General features: G+C 30.9%; 20 protein-coding genes and 3 pseudogenes. All 23 read right to left on the minus strand.

Annotation, left to right across the window (positions count from 1 at the left end; all coding sequences use genetic code 11):
- Positions 1-2 precede the first annotated feature (2 nt).
- A complete protein-coding gene (locus J2Z76_RS07280) occupies positions 3-1,958 on the minus strand; it encodes an NAD(P)/FAD-dependent oxidoreductase (protein ID WP_245210370.1) in 1,956 nt (651 codons plus the stop codon).
- A gap of 261 nt (positions 1,959-2,219) precedes the next feature.
- On the minus strand, positions 2,220-3,368 hold the full coding sequence (locus J2Z76_RS07285; RefSeq protein ID WP_209511348.1) for a response regulator transcription factor: 1,149 nt from the start codon (positions 3,366-3,368) through the stop codon (positions 2,220-2,222).
- 394 nt (positions 3,369-3,762) lie between these two features.
- Positions 3,763-3,930, minus strand: coding sequence for a hypothetical protein (locus J2Z76_RS07290; RefSeq protein WP_209511350.1), 168 nt, complete (start codon positions 3,928-3,930; stop codon positions 3,763-3,765).
- A gap of 16 nt (positions 3,931-3,946) precedes the next feature.
- The gene (locus J2Z76_RS07295) at positions 3,947-4,945 is read right to left on the minus strand and encodes a phosphotransferase (RefSeq protein ID WP_209511351.1); all 999 of its coding nucleotides are present in this window, start codon (positions 4,943-4,945) and stop codon (positions 3,947-3,949) included.
- A 137-nt stretch (positions 4,946-5,082) separates the two neighbouring features.
- Positions 5,083-5,385, minus strand: a complete 303-nt coding sequence (locus J2Z76_RS07300) for a hypothetical protein (RefSeq protein ID WP_209511352.1) — start codon at positions 5,383-5,385, stop codon at positions 5,083-5,085.
- Between the two features lie 107 nt (positions 5,386-5,492).
- A complete protein-coding gene (locus tag J2Z76_RS07305) occupies positions 5,493-5,915 on the minus strand; it encodes an N-acetyltransferase (protein ID WP_209511354.1) in 423 nt (140 codons plus the stop codon).
- A 190-nt stretch (positions 5,916-6,105) separates the two neighbouring features.
- Positions 6,106-7,719 (minus strand): hypothetical protein, encoded by a 1,614-nt coding sequence (locus tag J2Z76_RS16625; RefSeq protein ID WP_245210371.1) that lies wholly within the window; start codon positions 7,717-7,719, stop codon positions 6,106-6,108.
- A gap of 207 nt (positions 7,720-7,926) precedes the next feature.
- Entirely contained in the window at positions 7,927-8,226 is a 300-nt protein-coding gene (locus tag J2Z76_RS07315) for a hypothetical protein (protein WP_209511356.1), read from the minus strand.
- Positions 8,227-8,307: 81 nt separating this feature from the next.
- Positions 8,308-8,724, minus strand: coding sequence for an NAD(+)--rifampin ADP-ribosyltransferase (arr, locus tag J2Z76_RS07320; RefSeq protein ID WP_209511357.1), 417 nt, complete (start codon positions 8,722-8,724; stop codon positions 8,308-8,310).
- A gap of 512 nt (positions 8,725-9,236) precedes the next feature.
- Entirely contained in the window at positions 9,237-9,899 is a 663-nt protein-coding gene (locus tag J2Z76_RS07325) for a LytTR family DNA-binding domain-containing protein (protein WP_209511359.1), read from the minus strand.
- 396 nt (positions 9,900-10,295) lie between these two features.
- Entirely contained in the window at positions 10,296-11,702 is a 1,407-nt protein-coding gene (locus J2Z76_RS07330) for a hypothetical protein (RefSeq protein ID WP_209511361.1), read from the minus strand.
- Between the two features lie 478 nt (positions 11,703-12,180).
- Positions 12,181-12,276: pseudogene (locus tag J2Z76_RS16630) on the minus strand (CatA-like O-acetyltransferase, family 2); the annotation flags it as partial.
- 88 nt (positions 12,277-12,364) lie between these two features.
- Positions 12,365-12,781 (minus strand): annotated as a pseudogene (locus J2Z76_RS16975) (CDP-alcohol phosphatidyltransferase family protein); the annotation flags it as partial.
- 80 nt (positions 12,782-12,861) lie between these two features.
- Complete coding sequence (gene ric / locus J2Z76_RS07340) at positions 12,862-13,572, minus strand: iron-sulfur cluster repair di-iron protein (protein WP_209511363.1); 711 nt, start codon at positions 13,570-13,572, stop codon at positions 12,862-12,864.
- 196 nt (positions 13,573-13,768) lie between these two features.
- Positions 13,769-14,023 (minus strand): annotated as a pseudogene (locus J2Z76_RS07345) (TfoX/Sxy family protein).
- 76 nt (positions 14,024-14,099) lie between these two features.
- A complete protein-coding gene (locus J2Z76_RS07350) occupies positions 14,100-15,137 on the minus strand; it encodes a S66 family peptidase (RefSeq protein ID WP_209511364.1) in 1,038 nt (345 codons plus the stop codon).
- A gap of 104 nt (positions 15,138-15,241) precedes the next feature.
- The gene (locus J2Z76_RS07355) at positions 15,242-15,886 is read right to left on the minus strand and encodes a pentapeptide repeat-containing protein (protein ID WP_209511366.1); all 645 of its coding nucleotides are present in this window, start codon (positions 15,884-15,886) and stop codon (positions 15,242-15,244) included.
- A gap of 547 nt (positions 15,887-16,433) precedes the next feature.
- Entirely contained in the window at positions 16,434-16,673 is a 240-nt protein-coding gene (locus tag J2Z76_RS07360; protein ID WP_209511367.1) for a CDGSH iron-sulfur domain-containing protein, read from the minus strand.
- 107 nt (positions 16,674-16,780) lie between these two features.
- Entirely contained in the window at positions 16,781-17,155 is a 375-nt protein-coding gene (locus J2Z76_RS07365) for a hypothetical protein (protein WP_209511369.1), read from the minus strand.
- Entirely contained in the window at positions 17,152-17,334 is a 183-nt protein-coding gene (locus tag J2Z76_RS07370; RefSeq protein WP_209511370.1) for a hypothetical protein, read from the minus strand. Before J2Z76_RS07370 ends, J2Z76_RS07365 begins: the two co-directional genes overlap by 4 nt.
- 206 nt (positions 17,335-17,540) lie before the next feature.
- Positions 17,541-17,987: a DUF2975 domain-containing protein gene (locus J2Z76_RS07375; protein ID WP_209511371.1), complete on the minus strand. Its 447-nt coding sequence runs from the start codon at positions 17,985-17,987 to the stop codon at positions 17,541-17,543.
- Between the two features lie 111 nt (positions 17,988-18,098).
- Entirely contained in the window at positions 18,099-18,281 is a 183-nt protein-coding gene (locus tag J2Z76_RS07380; protein ID WP_209511372.1) for a PspC domain-containing protein, read from the minus strand.
- Positions 18,282-18,503: 222 nt separating this feature from the next.
- Entirely contained in the window at positions 18,504-19,361 is an 858-nt protein-coding gene (locus tag J2Z76_RS07385; RefSeq protein ID WP_209511374.1) for an MBL fold metallo-hydrolase, read from the minus strand.
- Positions 19,362-19,478 lie beyond the last annotated feature (117 nt).

The raw sequence follows: 19,478 nt of genomic DNA on the forward strand, positions 1-19,478 counted from the left end.
AATTAAAATACCCATGCAGTACCGTTTGCATCTCTTATTGCTTCCAGCACGGTAGAACTCAATAACGCATCACCCAAAACAACCGACTTATCAAAAACGGATGCCAATTCAACTGCATATTCCTGTTGTGGGCATATTCCGAGCGCCAGAATAACAGAGTCAAACTCCATTTCCATTTCGGAGCCATCCACCATTTTCTCAAGCTTAACTCCAGTTTCGATTATGGCAGTCAGTTTATGTCCCGGCAAAAGACTAACGCCATTTTTTATAAGGCGTGCGACAAGTACATTCAGCACCCTGTCGATGATACCCGAGCCGATTTTTGGCAGCATCTCAATAACTGTAACCTCATGTCCGCGTGAAACCAACGTCGCGGCTGTCTCAATTCCTGTTGCGCCCGAGCCAATAACGGCAACCTTTTTGCCGGGTTGTGCTCTGCCTTCCAAATAGTCAATGACACGAATAGCCTTCTCCGATTCGATTCCAGGAATTTTCGGTTCAATATGATTACCACCACAACATACAAAAACTCCATAGGGATTCAATGCTTGTATACTCTCTTCTGTAGCCATTGTATTCAAGCGCACATCGACTCCCAGTTGCTCCAACTCATAACTCATTGTGTCTATAAACCACACCAGCTTTTCCTTATCGATATTTTTACCCGCTAAGACTAGTGCCCCGCCGAGTTTTTCCTTGGCCTCAAACAACGTTACCTTAAAGTTACGCTGTGCTAGCACCTTTGCTGCCTGCATACCAGCTGGTCCACCGCCAACAACAATAATTTTCTTTCCTTCGCCGTTCTTCTCAAGCTCCAAAAATTCAAGTTCTCTTCCTAGGCGGGGGTTGACCGAGCACTCAAAGTGTCTTCCATATGAAATTGCTTCTATGCAACGACAGCAGCCAATACACTTCCTAATAGAAATATCCTCTCCTTTACGTGCTTTATTCACCCACTCGGGATCAGCCAATTGTCCCCGTCCAACTGCAACAAAATCACATACGCCATCTGCAAGAAGCTGTTCTGCTACTTCTGGCTCTTTAATGTTATTGATTGAGATAACCGGGATGCTCACTGCATCCTTAATAGCCTGAGCAAGATTCCTTCTGCAAGCCTGAGGATAAATGTGTATAGGAATGATGTTCTGTCCCGACTCATAAATTCCGCAACTGACATGGATATGATTTATCCCAAGCTTCTCCAAGTACTTCGATATCTCGATACCCATTTCAAGAGTAATGCCATCATCACCCATAAATTCATCCACAGACAGCCTGACCCCTATTGGAAAATTTGGACCGCATACTTTATGAATACTTAAAATAATTTCTTCGATAAAGCGCATGCGCTTCTCAAAACTACCGCCATATTTATCTGTACGTTTGTTAGAAAATGGGGAAAGAAACTGATTAATTAGATATCCGTGAGCAGCATGAAGCTCAACGCCGTCCGCTCCTGCAAACTTTGCAATTGTGGCACCTAGAACATACTTTGACACCAATGCCTCTACTTCATTTGTCGAAAGCTCGTGCGGCATTTCAGCACAGCGCTCAGTTACCATTGCAGTAGGAGCAACTATTTGATTTTTGCTTGGATTAATCCTAGCGTGACCCTCCCTGCCTGGATGGTGTAGCTGAACAAAAATTTTTGTACCATATTTATGCACTGTGTCAACAAGCCTCTGCAAGCCACTGATATATCCACCTTTTGTGACTGCAAGCTGTCTCGCAAGTCCCCAGCCGTGCTCTTCATCAATTCGCGTGATTTCTGTAATTATCAGGCCACATCCGCCCTTCGCTCTTTCCTCATAGTAACGTATAATGTCAGGGCTTGCCTCTCCAGAAAAAAAAGCGAGACCAGTCCCAATTGGAGGCAAGACCACTCTGTTTTTAATCGTCACTTTTCCTATTTTCCCAGGTTCAAACATTTTAGTGTACTTCATATCATTGGATATCATTCGATTACCCCTTTCATAGTTTGTGTGATGCTGCGAGAATTTATTGAGTTTGTTCCGTAGCAATCTTGACATTATTATAACATTCTCGATTTTTACTACAATACACGAGATATATCATTTATCTAATTGCGATTAATTATTTTTTAGACTCATAATGTTGATAATAAATAAACCGCAAGATATCTATCATCCTGCGGTCCAATTAAAAATCATTAAACTATATTAATTTAATAATTAATCTCCTTACTTTTAATGAGAAAATCAACTTGTCGAGTCTTTTATAATCTTGGCCATAGCCTCTGAACGGCTATTAACGCCTAATTTTCTGTATATATTGTTTATGTGTGTTCTAGCAGTACTTTCAGCAACACAAATTTTTTCGATTATTTTCTCAACTGACAAACCATTCATCATAAGCTTCAGAACCTCTATTTCACGCCTTGTGAGACAATAAATATCTGAATTCTTAAGATAAAATGACCCTTCTTCAATAACATCAAATTGACTGCTTTTACTAGGAGTGGCGTCTTTTATCACTTGAATCTTAATCATATATAAATACTGCAGTTTATAACTCTCATTTTTGTCCTGACTGAATTTAGAGATGTTCATTGTATATTTAACGTTTTCCGAATTGTACTCTTTGCTCGTTTCACTTTTTTTTGAATGCTCTAATTCCCCCATTTGAGCAACAATCGGCATTAATATATGTTTGAAAAACTCTCCTTTGAAAAGCTCGTCGATAATTTCACTGAATGAATCCGTTTGGAAAATAACATTAAGCTGACAGTTTAATACGCAAAAACACCCACGCATATCTGTTATGTGTTTATTTAACACACTCTTTAACTGATCATTTTCTATTTTTTCTCTATAATTATTTTGCATAATAGAAAATAGTGTCCCAATATTGTTGAAAAGCGCCATCTCTTCATCGGAAAAATCCCCCTTCTTCTCCGGCTTAAACAAACTGATCGTGTGCTGCATGTTATACCACGCCTGACCACAGGTTATTAGCGCTTTATATCCAAACCCTCCTTTACGTATTGCCTTACCCAGATCCTGATTCCAAAAGTCTTCTAACGACCATCCAAAATCCTGACATCTCCAAGCATACTTTTTCATCGTCTTGCTGCCATTAACTATAACATCCAATTTTTTGAAAAAAATATCATCCTTTGACCATAGTTCTTTATATAACACATGATCTCGCTTATATATACTGTCTCCGTGCAACTCAGTTATTGCGTATTCCTTCCCATTTAATTTCTGAAAAATGCAATAAACAGCGTTGTATCCAAAATACAGCCGGATGCCATCAATAATTCTCCTTGGCAAATCATCATAGTCTACGGACACATATTGAAAGAAGTCAATCAATTTACTTGCAGTCTCGTTATTATTAACCATAACTTCAGCTCCTTATTAAAATTAGCAATCCCTCATATATATTTAATTTAAACTAATACTATCACTTCTAATGGCAAAATTCAAGCTCTATTAACAATTCAGTTGTAATAATCGTTGTCAACATAAACTATTTCTTCAGTATATGCGAAGCGCCGCCACAAAGTGGCTTCGTGCTTCTTTTTGTTCGGAATAGAATTTATCCACATTTTCGCTCTTTTATTTCAGATAACCACACTACCAATTTTATACATATAAAGCATGATTATGGTCTTTAAGTTTGTCTTTATCATTACTTCTTAACATTTTACCTCTTCTAAGACTAGTTATATGCATCAAACAAAAAGAACCGTCCCCGTTATATACCCGTTATATAAAAAGAACCGTCCCCGTTATATCATGCTTTTTTATCTTTACCAAGCTCCTCTATCGATTGAGAATTACCACAACTAAAGCAAGGGCTTCCTCCTAATACAATTTCATCAAATCCATTTTCTAATATTAAATTGTTAAGTTCAGAAGCTTCTCCTAACGCTCTATCTTTAGGATATATTATTATACTCAATATCATTCCCAATCATTTACAGCCACTCCCTCAGTAAACTCATCTTTTCCTGATATCGTTTTAATTCAGTTATTGTACTAATAACTTGCTGCTCACCCAACATAATTTCATCTTCGCTCGAAACCTCTATTCCAAGAGCCCTCTTAATATTATACTCCAACCATCCGAGCATTCCTTCATAGCCACTGTCCAAGACCACATCCCAATTCACATTATTAATAGATTTGTGTGTTTTGTACTTATTTAAGATAGCCATGAATAACCTTTTATCTAAGCCACCATTTCCATCATCAGCCCAATAATTCAGTACTTCCAATAATTCTTGATAAGTATTTACATACCCTGCAGCTTCCCAGTCAATTATAAAAGGACAGTTTCCCTGCCACATCACATTTTTGGGATCCAAGTCTCTGTGACTAATAACCTTTTCTTTTGATAGTATCGCTTTTGCATTCAATACCTTCTGGTTCCAAGTCATAATATCTTCTAGTGATTCTTCATATACAGAATCCCATATAACTTTCTTCTTTCTTTCCATTTCAAGAAACTCTTTCCACTTATAAAATGTGGAAATCTCCGCCTTATCTTCCACCCCTTCAACAGAAATATCTAAATTGTGTATCTTTCCGATTATGTCACCAATTGCATTACAATGTTTTTCATTAATTTCAGGTGGATATATTGATTTTCCATTAAACCAATTAAAAAACATGTAATATTGTTCTTTATACTGATGCACATGTTTGGTATAAATTTTTTTTGCAGTAATAGCTGGAATATTTAATTCAAGAAGAATTTCTGATATTTTCTCAGAATTTATCACGTTGTTTAATGCGCATTCCCGACTCATGATGGCTGGATTCAAGCACTTAACTGCAAAAGCTCCCCTATCAGTGGTGACTTTGCACATGGAATGCAACAAACCACCTTTCACCTCAATTGGATCTGCAATGACATTCCCAAGGCCAAAGTTTAAGCATAAGTCATACATTTTATCTATATTCCCTATTTCCATAACAGTTTTTCCTCCTCAAATACTTTCAATGTCCCATTATTGCTATAATCAATTAATACTTTTTATAGGGAAGGTTCTTTTTATTCGCATTTAAAACAAATAAAAAGAACCTTCCCCATTATCCACATGGTTTAAAATCATAAATTAAAGCATTCTTTTATCATTTTTGCTACAAGTTCTGGTGAAAGATTAGAATTGTCAATTTTGATATAGTTTTCAAATTGAATCTCATCATCGTTACTAACGCAACGGTATTTCCTATCATCATTGATAAGCCTTTGATTAGAGTTTTCAATATCTTGTTTTGAAGCTTTATGCTTTAAGCGATTTTCTGTAATATTTCTTTTATGAAATAGGCGTAAACCCGTAATTTTCATAAGCTCCTGTCCCACTGTCATTTTCCCTACAGCTGCATCTCCGATTAAAAATACTAACTTCAAAAAATCCCTCCTCTACAAATAAATAAGGTAGTTCACTTTTTTTACTGTTGTGACGTAATATAAACATAATAGGAAATTCATACTTCTGGCCGAACTGATAAGTATACTCATTTTGTCCAATTCATTACAAGCTCTGCTTCGCCGGTATTTTTATCTATTTGTTCATTTGACACAACAAAACCTTCTCTCAGGTAGAATCTGACAGCACGAGAATTCTTTTTATAAACCTGCAACAACAATTCTGAGTGGCATTTCTTAACGTAATCAAGCAAAACTTTCCCTATGCCTTTGGATTGACTATTTGTATCAATAAATATTCCGGCAATATAATTTTCTGTTAACCCAATAAATCCCAGAATTAAATTATTCTCTTCATAAACAAATACTGTTGCATCAGGCAACATCATTTTAACCTGCTCATAATTCCCTTGCCAGTAGTCTTCGCTAATAAAAACATGTGCTACAATATTAGTTTCGAGCCATATTTTCATAACTGTTTCTAATTCATCAATATTAAACTTTCTAATCATATCTTCTCCTTATATTTCTCTACTACAAATGCAATATCATATTCTTTATTTTATTAGAGTTTCTTATAGTATATTCTTATCTCATCATTCCAATAGTCTTTACACGTCTCCAAATAGGTGTAACTATATTTCTCATATAATTCCGTATGATCTGTAAATCATTCACTGTATTACCTCCAGATAATAATTTTTAGTTAATTTTCTCAGTTAATATACCTTCTGGTGTAATTGTACATTTTATTTCATGAGGGTTACTTTCATTATTCTGATCCGCCCCTTCATCGTAACCTTCCGTTTGAAGTATAAATTCATTATCATTTAATACTTCCTTCAAATGATAATAATAGTTATGTTCAACAGGTATTACTATTTTTTCAAGATTTTCATTATTAATATAGTAGTATTCTCTTTCCTTTAATTTAGACTCTTCATCGTATAGAGTGTAATTTACAATTACAAAATCATCTGTTATGCCTGAATTACCAATAGTCTTGCCATCTTCAGCAGAAAATAAATTCTTATATTCTTCATCCAATGAAATAATTTCATTCAATACTCCTCCAGGGCCCCAACCCATGCCGTAATTATAAACCAAGAAATAACCAGATGTTTTAAATTTTCCCTTTCCAAACAATGAATTATTTTTTAATTCATCATACAATTCATTGGTTTTAGAAAACCATACAGAATCAATTGTTCTTTCACCATAAATTGTAGGAAAGTTATCCATAAACTCTTCATTAGGATATATAAATCCAGTTGGACCATACATGGAAGCTTCATTGGGATCAATGAAATAGTAACCTTCACTTTCGATTTCTCCTGCAAACCCTACAACTACACCACCATTACTTTTAACCACATGGTTGACTATCAGTCCGCTTACTCTATCTTTTATTTCAACTTTGTCATCTAAGTCATTGTTTTCGTACGATTTTCCTTCATAAAGAATCGTTCCTATTTTATCAGTTAACATTATCTCATCAAAAACCAAGTAACCATAGTTATCCATTTGATTAATTTTAACTTTAACTTTATAAATACCTAATTTATCTGGCAGGTCATGAATTTTTTTTATATCATCATAAATTAATTGATACTGCTTTTTTTCGCCATATTTAGCTTTAATTATTTCAAGACTTTCCTTATCTGGAATAAAGGTAATAAAATTACTACCAATTCTTTCTATAATTGTGTAATCACCATCTGTTATGATTTCACCGGTTATATATTCTGATCTGTCAATGTCATTACCTATTGGTTGAGGTTCATTTTGATTTACATCAGTCTTGGTATATGTTTTAATTACAAAGGCATATTCACATTCATTTTCACCCCAGGAAGCAATCATTCTAAATCCTCTTATATCCTTTTTCTCTGGTTCATACTGTGAACTTAGCGCCGACGCTAAATGATGTTCTATTTCAAAGGTATACTTACCGTCATATAATACAGCCGGAATATTTTTAATTTCTTTATCAGTATATATTTGTCGCCCATTTTCATCAATTAAAATATCCAAGATTTTAAATTCATCTGGAGGATTGCTTTTGAAAATAATTTTAACAATATTTCCAATCTCAAATGTAGGAATATCCTTTTGTTCTTTTAATATAGTTATAAATGTATCTTCCCTGTCATAAATATTTCCATTCCATTTGTTTTTAGCTGTAATATAATATATTTCTTTATCTTTAATAGTGATAGAAATTTCTGGTGGTTCTTTAATTGAATTTTTGGAGCACCCTATGAAAACTAATGTCATTATTAATATCAAAACAAACAAAAATACTAGTTTTTTCATATCACTCACCCCCTCTTCTTTTATACCCGCATGTATTCTTTTATTTAAAATTTAAATTTAATTATATTTTTAAAAAGATGCTATATGAGCCAATCTCTTTTTGGCTCTCTAGTAACACCCTCTATTACAACTCTCTCAGTTATCTCATAATCTCATAGATAAATTGGAATTTGTGAACTTCGTGTTATGCTCATTACCCAAAGTTATTTAAGACTGTTCGCTGTGAAAAATAAGCTCTTTTCCGTTCTCTTTTGCATATAAAATTTCATCAGCAACCGATGTGCCAATATAACCATCAATATCAACAATATAAATGGCATCGCAAATATCTATTTTCCTATAATGTGCTGCAACAAGACGCTTTTGTGCCTCTTTAGTTATAGGCTCATTCTGCTCATTATAGATGCATTGAAGTACGTTAAACCCTTTTTCAACTTCCAGTCTCCAAGCAATCTGTTTCATTTTCTCTGCAAATTTCATACTACCACAAATTGTTATAGTTTTCATTTTGTGCACCTCATCAAATATAAATAATCTACCCTACAAATTCCTATTTATCTGCCCGCTTGAGAATTGTATCTTTATAGATTAATCGTATATTACATTTTTTCCTTCATCACTTAACTTTTTTAAAGATGAAAGCATTTGATTTATTTCTTCATCGGAATGTCTTTCCCATGAACCTAATTCGGCTATTATTTTCAAAGGAGATTTAGACCTATACGAACGTGTTGGATTTCCGGGAAATCTTTTGTCAGTTAAGTTCGGGTCATTTTCAAATTCACCTAATGGTTCTACAATGTAAATTCTTTCCTTTAAGTTAGATTTCGCTAATTCAGCCCCCCATTTAGCAGCATTTAATGTTCCAGTAAAATAAATATAGTTTGATTTTTTATCCTGGTAATTTGATAAGTGTTGTGGCTCTAATAAATCTCCAAGTTTTAGTTCTGCTTTAGTGCCATGAAAAAAAGGACCATTATCTAAAACATCTTTTTTGTCATTCATACTGATACACTCCTTTTATATTTTTTTAATTATACCTTCGAGCTAAAACAATTTACCGGAGTATTATACATACATTATCAAATCCTCCACCAAATCGCATTAACTTATTATGCATTATAGCACTTGCAAATAAGAACTAAAAGTCTATACTTACAATTTTTTTTGTGTTATAATTAAAGTGGAAAGAAATTCATTTGCATATGTTCCATCTACATATGCTCAATCTGCTGTTTTTACTGATGTAATTATTCGTTCGTCTGTTGTCATAATAAATTCTGTCTTATAGCCAAAAAAATCTTGTGTTTTACTTTTGTGCCCTACCCTTGCATCTTCATCTATTATTGAACGAACACCGCAAGCAAAGTTTTCCGATATTCAACATTAGCATCCGGCGAACATTTTGTCATACGAGAGTTAAAGAAAAGTTATTCCATAACTTTCTTTCAAATCAGCTATAATTTTATCTTCCATACAATAACTCCTCTCCATGTTCCTTAAAACCTAATAGTGAATTAGAGTTCCATTCCATATATATCTTTAATTAGCATCTTAAAAGTGTGCTGAAATTTTTTTCTGTTTATTGGAATTTTATTTTCTGATTTCAATGTTATTTCCTGATTAATTTTGTCTATCTTCTTTACATTGTATAGATTAACTATATACCCTCTGGCACACTCTACAAAATAATCTTCAGATAGTTCAGTTTTTATGCGCTTTACAGTATTTGAAATATCTTCAGTTTCATTATTTGTTAAGTATAGTATTGATTTTCCTTCTGACCAATGAAAATATTCTATATCCTTATATGGTACAAGCCTCATAGTTTTGTTTGTATCTATTTTATAAAAACCATGTGGACAATTATAATTATTTTCAGATATGATTATTTCACCTAAATTTTCACTATTCAAAGGACTGACTAACAATCCTGTTGTTAATTGCAATGATTTTTTTACGTAGTGTGAAGAATTCCTTTTTATATAGGTCAACTCATTGTTTTTACTTATTATTATAATATTATATTTACAGTGTTGATCAAAAACATTTAATATCTCATGGGATTTTCTTATATAACTAACTTTTCCTTCGATCTGGTTTTCCTTTAAAAACTGAATAACTGCTATGCTGATTTTCTTTCTATCAATTGAATCAGCATATATTCCTATGGTAATCATTTAATCATCCTCGTTTTTAATTTTATGCAAAACATGACTAAATATAAGCAAGTTTAGCAAAATATGTTTATGTCTATTTTTCAACCATTGTAGTGATATTTTAAAATAATTTTATATAATAACTGTACCCTGTTAGATTTTAGTGTATTTTCATTGTATCTTTTAAGACTAATCTATTTATTTTTATGCATTATGTATGCATTGACTTAGAACTTGTATAGCTTAATGTATTCATATATTGTAATTGTGTGAATAGCATGTACTGCAATTTATTATATTATTTAGTCTTTTCATATTATTTATATTAAGTTAGAATCTGTATGAATCATTGCAAGATCATTATTTTGTTGGTCAAACTGATCCTTTAATGGTAAAAGATAAAATAAATACTTGTAATTATTTATTCCTTTTTCTCCTGATTTTTCTTACAATTGATATAACCACTAATAAAGCAATAATCCCTATTATTCCAATAACAATAGGAGCAAAATATCCAAAACTTCTGTTTATTCCTCCTTCAACCTTATCTATTAGTGTTACTTTTTCTTTTGAATAAAGTGTGAATGACAAATCATCTTCTGGCAGTTTTTCTAATTCAGCTGTGTAAATATTACCTTCTTCTTTTATTAAATCAATGCTGCTATTAATTATGAAAGGGGCTGCTTTCGGAGTTATTATCTTAATATTCAAATTATTAAAACTATTCCAATTTTCTGCAGGGTTTAAAATATATTCAAATAAATACTGAGAATGTGTTGTATTTCTTTTATCCATAGTGCCTTTTGTTCTGTAGCTAACACTTACCTTCTGGTCTGAATCTGGAAGAAATTCAACTGTATAAACTAAAGTAATTATTCTTACTATATTATTTTCAGCAAATATATCATCTTCTGAACAAAATCCCAGATTATTTATAAAATATTTATCCAATACACTAGAATAAAGATTATATAATTGAATATCTGAAATGTGTTCAAAATTAGCATAAGAATGAGTTTTTATATTATCAAGTAAATAAGTTTTAACATCTACCTCTTTTTCATTTTTTTCATAAGTAAATAAATTTGTTTCTTCCTTGGATGCTCCAAGAGTATATCCTTTAATATTTAAATCAATGTCCTCTCCTAAAACATAAATCTCTGCAACTTGAGTATCGAAGCAACCAGAAGCAATCCTAACATTCCCATCATTACGGTTAAAGCTATTAAATTTTTTTACAAAGATTTTAGTTTTTTCTTGATCGTAAATAAAATCAACAGTAAAATCTATTCCCTCATTTGTAGTTGGTTTTATTTCGATATAATAAAGTTTACCGATTTCATCTGCTGTAAAACTTTTGGCTTCATAAATATCATTGGATAAAGAATTAATGATTTCATCAAAATTATAGTTTTTTTCTTTATTTTCCTCAAAACTACTTCCATAACTATTAAGAGATTTACCTATATAAAAATCATAGGGCAATTCTTTGCCATCAGAAGTTATTTTTATGTCATCATAATTAGTATTAGTTAGTCTTTCAATATAAGGAAACGCCATTTGAACAAAATGATTTTCTGAAGTAGGATTAGTCATCTCATATTCTGCAGTTACATTAGCAGTAACAGAATATGAATCATTATTGTTATCAGAAAAATCAAAAGTTAGATTTTCGCTTTTTACTTCGATAGGAGTATTTTTGTCTATTGCCATTATATCTGATGAAGGGTACCCCTGCCAGTAGACAGGTCCTGAGTTTGCGAAAACTAATGTAAATGAGGATATTATAAGAATAATAATAAGTCCTTTTAGTAATTTTTTCATGATATTCTCCTCCCAAATAATTCAGTGTTTCAAGATATAGTATGATATAAAGATATTCAAACTTTATTCATCCGCACACCTTTACTAATTTTATTTATATAGATGTTTAATTTGTCTTAAGCCAACAAAGAAACTATATATTATAAGACTATTAATAAAGCAAATTGTTCCATTAAAGAACACCTATAAAGCCATATTACTTAAGAAAACTGCTAATTGCTTATTAATTTTAATTACCTAATTATACCATCAATTAATTTTTATTTCTACTTAATAAAATTTGAACTATTTAATTTATAACAAAGACATGGGAAAGACATGGGGACGTTTAAGACGTCTTTTACGTCCCCATGTCTTATCAAACTTGTATTAACTCTTCAATTCTTTTATAATAAGCAAGAACCCAGACATCTAATCTATTATCTCACATATGTAGGCTATTTGCCATTTCAAGACATTGTAAACTACAATTTGTCTATTATAATCTGTCGATTTCATTTTGTAAATTTGCCAAAAATCTGCCTCCATGGGCTCCATCCATTTGCGTATGATGAAATTGAAAAGATATTTTCAGATACTTTTCTAGTCCTAATAACATGTCCTTCCTGAACTGCAGCAAATGTTGCAACAGAGCAAACAAAGATTGCACTGTATTTAAAATCAATCACCGATAATGTCAGCGGAAGGGCAAATAATAATACTCCGGTAACTTTATTCATAACAGTATGAACCGCTACAAACTTCTTCTGCACGACAAATCCAAAAAAGACATTAATACCCTTGATTAGTGCAATAATGCCTATCCATATATAAAGCCAAGTTGGAATATCCATTATCGGAATCAACTTAATTAGGCATACAACAACAAAAACAAAATCTGCAATGGTATCAAACTTAGATCCAAACTCACTAACAGTATTTGTTTTTCTTGCAACCGTTCCATCAATCATATCGGTAAATCCTGCAGCTAAGTACAGCGAATAAAACGCTGGAGAAAGTGCCTGAGAAAACAACAATGCAATGCTGCACAGAATTCTGACGCCTGTTATGATATTTGCCATGCACTCACTCCTTCCCATAAGAAAGACATGGGGACGTTTAAGACGTCTTTTACGTCCCCATGTCTTGTTTTAAATATTATAAATATTAGAGTAAAAACTTATTTTTTTAAAGCATAAAGCCTTGGAAATAGTATATTATTTTCTAAATGTATATGCTGAAATATGTCTGATTCCATTTCTTGAAGTTTAGCATAAGTCAATTTAAAAGTATTACAGCCATCAGCTGGAACTTCATAATCATTGGTTACGACTCTAAGTTCTTTGAGAATATCTCCTGCACCTGTATGCTCTTCTTCCAATTCTTTTATTATTTTAATAGCATTATCTAAATCTTTTTCAGATTTACTTTCTACATATCCTCTGATTGCAGGATATTGAGTAGTCTCTTCCTTTGACAAATGTGATTCTAATTCCATTTTTATTGTATTAAATAATTTATGCACTTTAGAAAGTTCAGGGTGATTTTGACCATGAACTCTTAATATTGTTGTAGTTAATTCACCTATTTTCGGCATCTCTGCCCACAAATATGCGTGATGTTTATTTATGATATGATCAATTAATTCTTCTAAAGGTGCTTCAGTCCAGTTTTTATCATTTGAATATAAGTGTTTTTCATAATTTTCATATAAATTATTTAATTTGTTTAGTACTTCAGCTTCATTTAGATTTTTTTCCTTTATAGCTATAATTAATTGTCTATCTCCGCCACAACAAAAATCAATTTTATATTCTTTAAATATCTCTGCAGCTTTTGGAAATTTAGTTACTATCTCACCAATTTTTTGAGAACTATTAAATTTATTCATTTTGTTCCTCCTATTAGTTATAATTAATTTTCTTAATTATAACAATAGGATTATCTAAAATATATGATTTAAATCAAATTTTAAAATTATTTTTAAATTATTTATTAAAATGCATTCCTTTGCTATTCCATTTTTATTCTGCTTTTCTTAACATTTCTTCATAAATGGATTCGTTTTTTAATGAGTTATTAATTTTTTATTTAAAGAAATTATAAAATTCCTTTAATTCCAATTTAGTTTCAGCTGATAAACTATTTTTTTTAATTCCTTGAATTGCACCTTCCAATGCATATAATCTATTAATTCAAGCAGAATCATCTATTGATTTAATTTTTAACCAAGCTTGTTCGCTACCAATATTTTTTAATTGTTCTAAATCTACTATTCCAACTTGATTTAGTTGTTCTTCTACTACTTTTCCAATATTCAGTAGTTTTGATAATTCACCCATAGCACTCCTCCGGTTTGTTATTTTTTTAGAAATATTATCAATAAAAAATATATTCTCTGTGTTCAACTCTTGTTTTTTAGTTTACTGCTGATTCAATTATTGAAAAAGTAACATCATTACAATTTATTTCAGCTAAAGCACCATAAGGAATACATATTTTAGGTTCAGTATGTCCAAAGTTCATATTGCATATAATTGGTAAATGTTCTTTTCCGAACTCTTTCATAACTTTTTTTATAACTATATTGTATTCATTATAATTTTCTTCATCTTGAGGTTTTCCCCAAATGATACCAGAAATGCGGTCTAATGCTCCTGTTATACCGTAATTTCTCAACCCGCATTCTACAAACCAAACTGGTGGCTTTTCTTCTGATGTTTCTAAAAATAAAATAGAATCATCAAAATCTTCTATATTAGGGAATATTTCAGTACCACGGAGCATGTCAAAAACCTCCATGCAACCGCCAATTAATCTTCCTTTTACAATACCTTCACCTTGTACAAGTTCATATCCAGCATTTATATTATACATCCTTTTACGATTTTTATTTTCTTCTAACCATGGAAGATATTCACTTGTCCATTCTGGTGCAGCTAAAATTTGACCAACAGGGTTATTAGAAAATAATGTTTTTTCAATATGTTCAATAGTATAAGGATGCATTGAAATATTTTCTGCAAAATCCACTAATAAAGTTGGACCATATATACTTGAAATACCAGCTTTAAAGCATAATAAATGAGTAGTTGTTGAATCAGAATATCCCATAAACACTTTTGGGTTTTTATTGATAATATCAAAATCTATGTATGGAAGCATTCTTATACTTTCAATTCCACCAATACAAGCAATAATCCCTTTTATTGTTTTGTCTTGAAATGCATTCATTAAATCTTCTGCACGCTTTTCAGGATGATTGTATACATATTCAGTTCCTTTTAAAGTATTTTCCATTTCTACAACTTCTAACCCAAATATATTCTCTAATCGTTCTTTTCCTTGATTGTAACGCCAAAGGATTTCTTTATCACCAGCTCCACCCCATGATAAACTTACTAAAGCGACCTTGTCACCTCTATTTAATTTATTAGGTTTTTTTAATTCTTTCATACATTTTTCCTGCTTTCATAATTGTAAGTCTTATATATTAATTACATTATACCATATTATGGGTTGTCGTCGATAAAAATTTCGATTTTATATGAAGTGAACTATTATTTTACAATTAATCCTAATAATTTTGCTAACTCGGCTGCTTGATTAGCACTAACTATAGCACCTTTTAATTCCCCTCCAGATACAATGATTCCATCTATTTGGTTCTTTGTAAAATCTATACCTTTAAGAGGTGTTTTAAAAAAGCTTGTATTAATAAAATTTACATATTCTAATTGTAATTTTGACAACTTACATTCTGAAATATTTGCATTACTTAATTCACTTTCGGTTATAATTATATTATTTAATTTAGAGGTATCAAAGTTTACAAAATTAAAATTACTATCAATAATTGAAATATTTTTTAAATTGCAGTTTTGTAAATTTGCCCCTACTGCTTTACAGGAATTAAATTGACATTTGTTAAAATAACCATCATTAAAATTGCTGTTAGATAAATCACATGATTTAAAAATTACATCTATAAATTCTGATTTTTGTAACGAGCAATCAATAAATTTGCAGTTTTCAAAAATGACCTCTTTGAAACAAATTTTGGATATATCCTCATTATTAAGAGTGATTCCTTTTATATGTTTTTCGTAAATATCACTGTCCTCTGATTTAGATAAATTAATTAAAGGCAATAAATCTAAAACAATATCAAGTTCTGTTATAATGCTAGGTTCTATGATTTTCATTTTATTTTTCTCCATAAATATTATTTCTCTAATAAATATTATATAAAATTATAGTACAAACTTTTCTTTAATCATTTGTGCTACAGTATTTGATGAAAGATTTGTATTATTGATTTTTATATAATTGGTATTCTTTTTATATATAAATAATGTTAATAACTATTGACTATTTATTAATTCATCTCGCGGATGAGGTGGAATATTATAATTTCATCTCGCGGATGAGGTGGAATATTATAATTTCATCTCTATTAGGTGTACCCTTTATTATATAATTTTTGAATTTCATAATAATTCATTGATAATCTCTCCTATATTATATGTAATTGTACTTTGCTCCATTAGGATAAGTAATTGTCACTTTGAATCTCCCCCTTTGCGACTTCTGATAATATTACAAAAGAAATATACCAATTACTTCCAATACATATTATCATGGCAATGAATTATTGTCAATTCATATAGAAACTATTAATATAATAAAAAAACTGCTAATTCTAATTTAGAATCACAGTTTTTAAACAAATTTATAAATAAAATCAAATTATTAAAGTTTATCGTGAGTTCCATCACAATATGGAGGATTTTTAGTATGTTTACATGCACATAAGTGAGATACACCATCTAAAGTAGCAGTAAACTCCATTGGTGTAAAAGAAGTATCTTTATGTGATCCGTCACAAAATGGCTGATCTGAACTTTTTCCACATGTACAATAATAATAAGTTTCACCTTTTTTTAATTGAACTGCTATAGGTGCTTTTAGTGCAATTTTACGCTTTTCCATAATATTTATCTCCTTGTTAATTTTTTATATTATGTTCAAAACCTCACTTTTTATTCTTTAATAAAAATGCAAACTAGAAATAGTACTTAGAAGTATGATATGAACCTTTACAAAGTTTCCTGACATTTCTTCATAAATTCAAGAACGTTAATAGTATAAATTATATTTATTATTAACAGAGCAATTATATTAATTATAGCAAGAATTGGTATTAATATTAAAACAAAAGTAAACATACCTGCAATTTGCAAATATAAAAATTGTGTCCAGCGATTACTTGCTTCTTCAGAAATGTACGAATTTTCTGCTTTCTGACCAATCTCTTTTATTCCCATAAATATATTGTACACAGCTAATAATGTTAGAATAAAAGAAGCTATAGCTATCAATATTGCAAAAGGTCCTAGTGAACCTGATTGGATATTTAGTCCTCCGCCATTAACAGGTGCATCATATATTGAAAATATAGATAATACAATCATAATGTAATTATATGGTAACGCTTTATTAAAAAACGTACTTTGCTCCATAAGAAGTTTAATACCACTAGCAAAAAGATAAATCCTATTATATCTGGAAAAATATCAATTCCTTGCAATCTAAAATCAATTAAAACAAGTAAAAACCCCCAATAAAATTTTTTAAATCCTTCTCCGTACATTTAAATCCCCCCGACAATTAAAATATTTTTAATCCTCTTCTTTTTCAAATGCTAAATGAAAGACATAGGAAAGACATAGGGACGTTTCGGGACCAGTGAAAAAGTCCAAACAAAACTAAAAAACTCGTATAAATATTAAATTTAAAAAGAAGAAAGACAGAGGGACGTTTAAGACGTCTTAAACGTCCCTCTGTCTTACCTCTGTCTTATGCTTTTTTCACGATACTTCTAATTAACATCATAACTGCCGCTACTATCCATATTAGAAATATTACTCCCATCATTACGAGTGATAATAGGGGACCAGGCCCTCCATATGTACCGAGATAATAGAATAAAAGTATCACGCCAATTGAAGCAATGATGCACATACCAATTAAAATCTCTAAGCCTTTAGTAAACTTCAGGTTAAAAGTATTTTCCATATCAAAGACTACAAGTAAATACATTATAATTCCTATCCCTATCAATAATATCACTAATAGTAATTCACAAGCTATCAAAATAGACATCTTTGCATGTTCAAGCTCAGGATAAATATAGGCCATCTCTTCTGCTATTATAGGTAATACATAGGCCCCAAAGAAAATAGCTCCTATAGCAAATAGGATTAGGAGTATTTTCAAGATATTTGATACCACATTAACTTTCATTATAATCTACCTCCCAAATAACATTCATTTATTTGTTTGTGACGCTAAATTTGAATAATGTGTCGTAAATTTTATTGAAAGTGGCATTTTCATTGTAACAAGCATACCTTTTTACAATGTAGATGGACTATCATGCATAATATTTGCAAGGATTATATAAATTAATAGATTGGCAGGTAAAATTATGAAGATTAATCTTATTCCAAGCGAGGATATATCAAAGTAATCTGCAATACCACCGCAAACTCCACTTATAACTTTATCCGTTGAGGATTTCCTAAGTTTATTTTTCATTATAAATCTTTCCTCCCTCCTCATATATGTCGATTATTATGCTATTTAAAACTGAATGTTTACAAATTATCCATCAGTATTTAACATGTAGAATAAATTAATTATTTTAAGTCGTTATTTAATACTGTTAGGACGCTAAATTTGAAAAATGCGACACCTATATTTTAAGTTTGGTTATAAACAAGCAAGTAATATTCTACTACTACATTACAATTGCTTTACTTATATTTCTATAATCATCGTATCAAATCCAACTTGCCAATCTCGTTCATTTGCATAGTACTCCACATATTGCTTTAATGTTTCGTTGTCGAGTCCATCAACTTCTTCAATGTGAATAAACACGACTTTGTCTGTATCTAATTTGCTGATAATATTTTTTATTTCGATAAAATCTGCTTCAGTTCTGCAAAGAGGATGCTTCTCATCCCAACGTCTTTCGTTATTAAATGGATTGACCGTAAATAGGCCAATAGGTAATATAACGCAATTGAAATGCCCTAATTTTTCTGGAATCCAATCTAATAATTCATCCATAAGAACAAGCACTCTTTTATCTAAATTTTCAACAATATACCCACTAACAAATGTTTGTGCAAGTTGTATTGTACTTACTATATAGTCATTTAATTTAATCTTTTCATTTTCAGTTACTGTATGTAGGTTTATTAAGCCCCAATTTTGGTATCTTGATAAATGCTCCCATATTGAAAAATTAGACTCCATCACTTTTCTTACAAATGTAGGCACATATACATCTATATTTCTATCATAAGGTGTAGGTTTTACAAAACTATTGCGATAATCAAAATTACATTCAAATACTCTTAATCCCATGGTATGGTCGAGATGATGGTGCGAATAAAAACAAGCATTTAGATTTGTAATATTGCTTCTATTAAGCATGTAACTTATTTCCTCTGGAGTATCAAACAAAATTCCTGCATCATGTATAAAAACTGATGGTCCTAACCTTGATTCAGGAATTCCTTTTAATTTAGCATTTTTACATAAATTGCAATTACATAATGGTTTAGGTGTGATGGATGCTCCACCAGAGCCTAATATTTCAATTTTCAAGTTTCTTAACTCCTTTCATTCTAATAGTCTCTCGGAATACTCCGAGTTAGTCGGTGCAAGGTTTTACCTTGTCACCCTTTTTTTACTTCCTCCTATTTTGCAATAGGATTTTTTATT

It is taken from the genome of Sedimentibacter acidaminivorans (assembly GCF_017873955.1).
Taxonomy (GTDB): domain Bacteria; phylum Bacillota; class Clostridia; order Tissierellales; family Sedimentibacteraceae; genus Sedimentibacter; species Sedimentibacter acidaminivorans.

Excerpts from the sequence above, each read along its gene's own strand:
- J2Z76_RS07375 (WP_209511371.1), bottom strand. The coding sequence starts at position 17,987 with ATGAAAGTTAATGTGGTATCAAATATCTTGAAAATACTCCTAATCCTA.
- J2Z76_RS07315 (WP_209511356.1), bottom strand. The coding sequence starts at position 8,226 with ATGAAAACTATAACAATTTGTGGTAGTATGAAATTTGCAGAGAAAATG.
- J2Z76_RS07360 (WP_209511367.1), bottom strand. The coding sequence starts at position 16,673 with ATGGAAAAGCGTAAAATTGCACTAAAAGCACCTATAGCAGTTCAATTA.
- J2Z76_RS07280 (WP_245210370.1), bottom strand. The coding sequence starts at position 1,958 with ATGATATCCAATGATATGAAGTACACTAAAATGTTTGAACCTGGGAAA.
- J2Z76_RS07285 (WP_209511348.1), bottom strand. The coding sequence starts at position 3,368 with ATGGTTAATAATAACGAGACTGCAAGTAAATTGATTGACTTCTTTCAA.
- ric (WP_209511363.1), bottom strand. The coding sequence starts at position 13,572 with ATGAATAAATTTAATAGTTCTCAAAAAATTGGTGAGATAGTAACTAAA.
- J2Z76_RS07325 (WP_209511359.1), bottom strand. The coding sequence starts at position 9,899 with ATGATTACCATAGGAATATATGCTGATTCAATTGATAGAAAGAAAATC.
- J2Z76_RS07380 (WP_209511372.1), bottom strand. The coding sequence starts at position 18,281 with ATGAAAAATAAACTTAGGAAATCCTCAACGGATAAAGTTATAAGTGGA.
- J2Z76_RS07370 (WP_209511370.1), bottom strand. The coding sequence starts at position 17,334 with ATGTACGGAGAAGGATTTAAAAAATTTTATTGGGGGTTTTTACTTGTT.
- J2Z76_RS07350 (WP_209511364.1), bottom strand. The coding sequence starts at position 15,137 with ATGAAAGAATTAAAAAAACCTAATAAATTAAATAGAGGTGACAAGGTC.
- J2Z76_RS07365 (WP_209511369.1), bottom strand. The coding sequence starts at position 17,155 with ATGATTGTATTATCTATATTTTCAATATATGATGCACCTGTTAATGGC.
- J2Z76_RS07355 (WP_209511366.1), bottom strand. The coding sequence starts at position 15,886 with ATGAAAATCATAGAACCTAGCATTATAACAGAACTTGATATTGTTTTA.
- arr (WP_209511357.1), bottom strand. The coding sequence starts at position 8,724 with ATGAATGACAAAAAAGATGTTTTAGATAATGGTCCTTTTTTTCATGGC.
- J2Z76_RS07305 (WP_209511354.1), bottom strand. The coding sequence starts at position 5,915 with ATGATTAGAAAGTTTAATATTGATGAATTAGAAACAGTTATGAAAATA.
- J2Z76_RS16625 (WP_245210371.1), bottom strand. The coding sequence starts at position 7,719 with ATGAAAAAACTAGTATTTTTGTTTGTTTTGATATTAATAATGACATTA.
- J2Z76_RS07295 (WP_209511351.1), bottom strand. The coding sequence starts at position 4,945 with ATGGAAATAGGGAATATAGATAAAATGTATGACTTATGCTTAAACTTT.
- J2Z76_RS07330 (WP_209511361.1), bottom strand. The coding sequence starts at position 11,702 with ATGAAAAAATTACTAAAAGGACTTATTATTATTCTTATAATATCCTCA.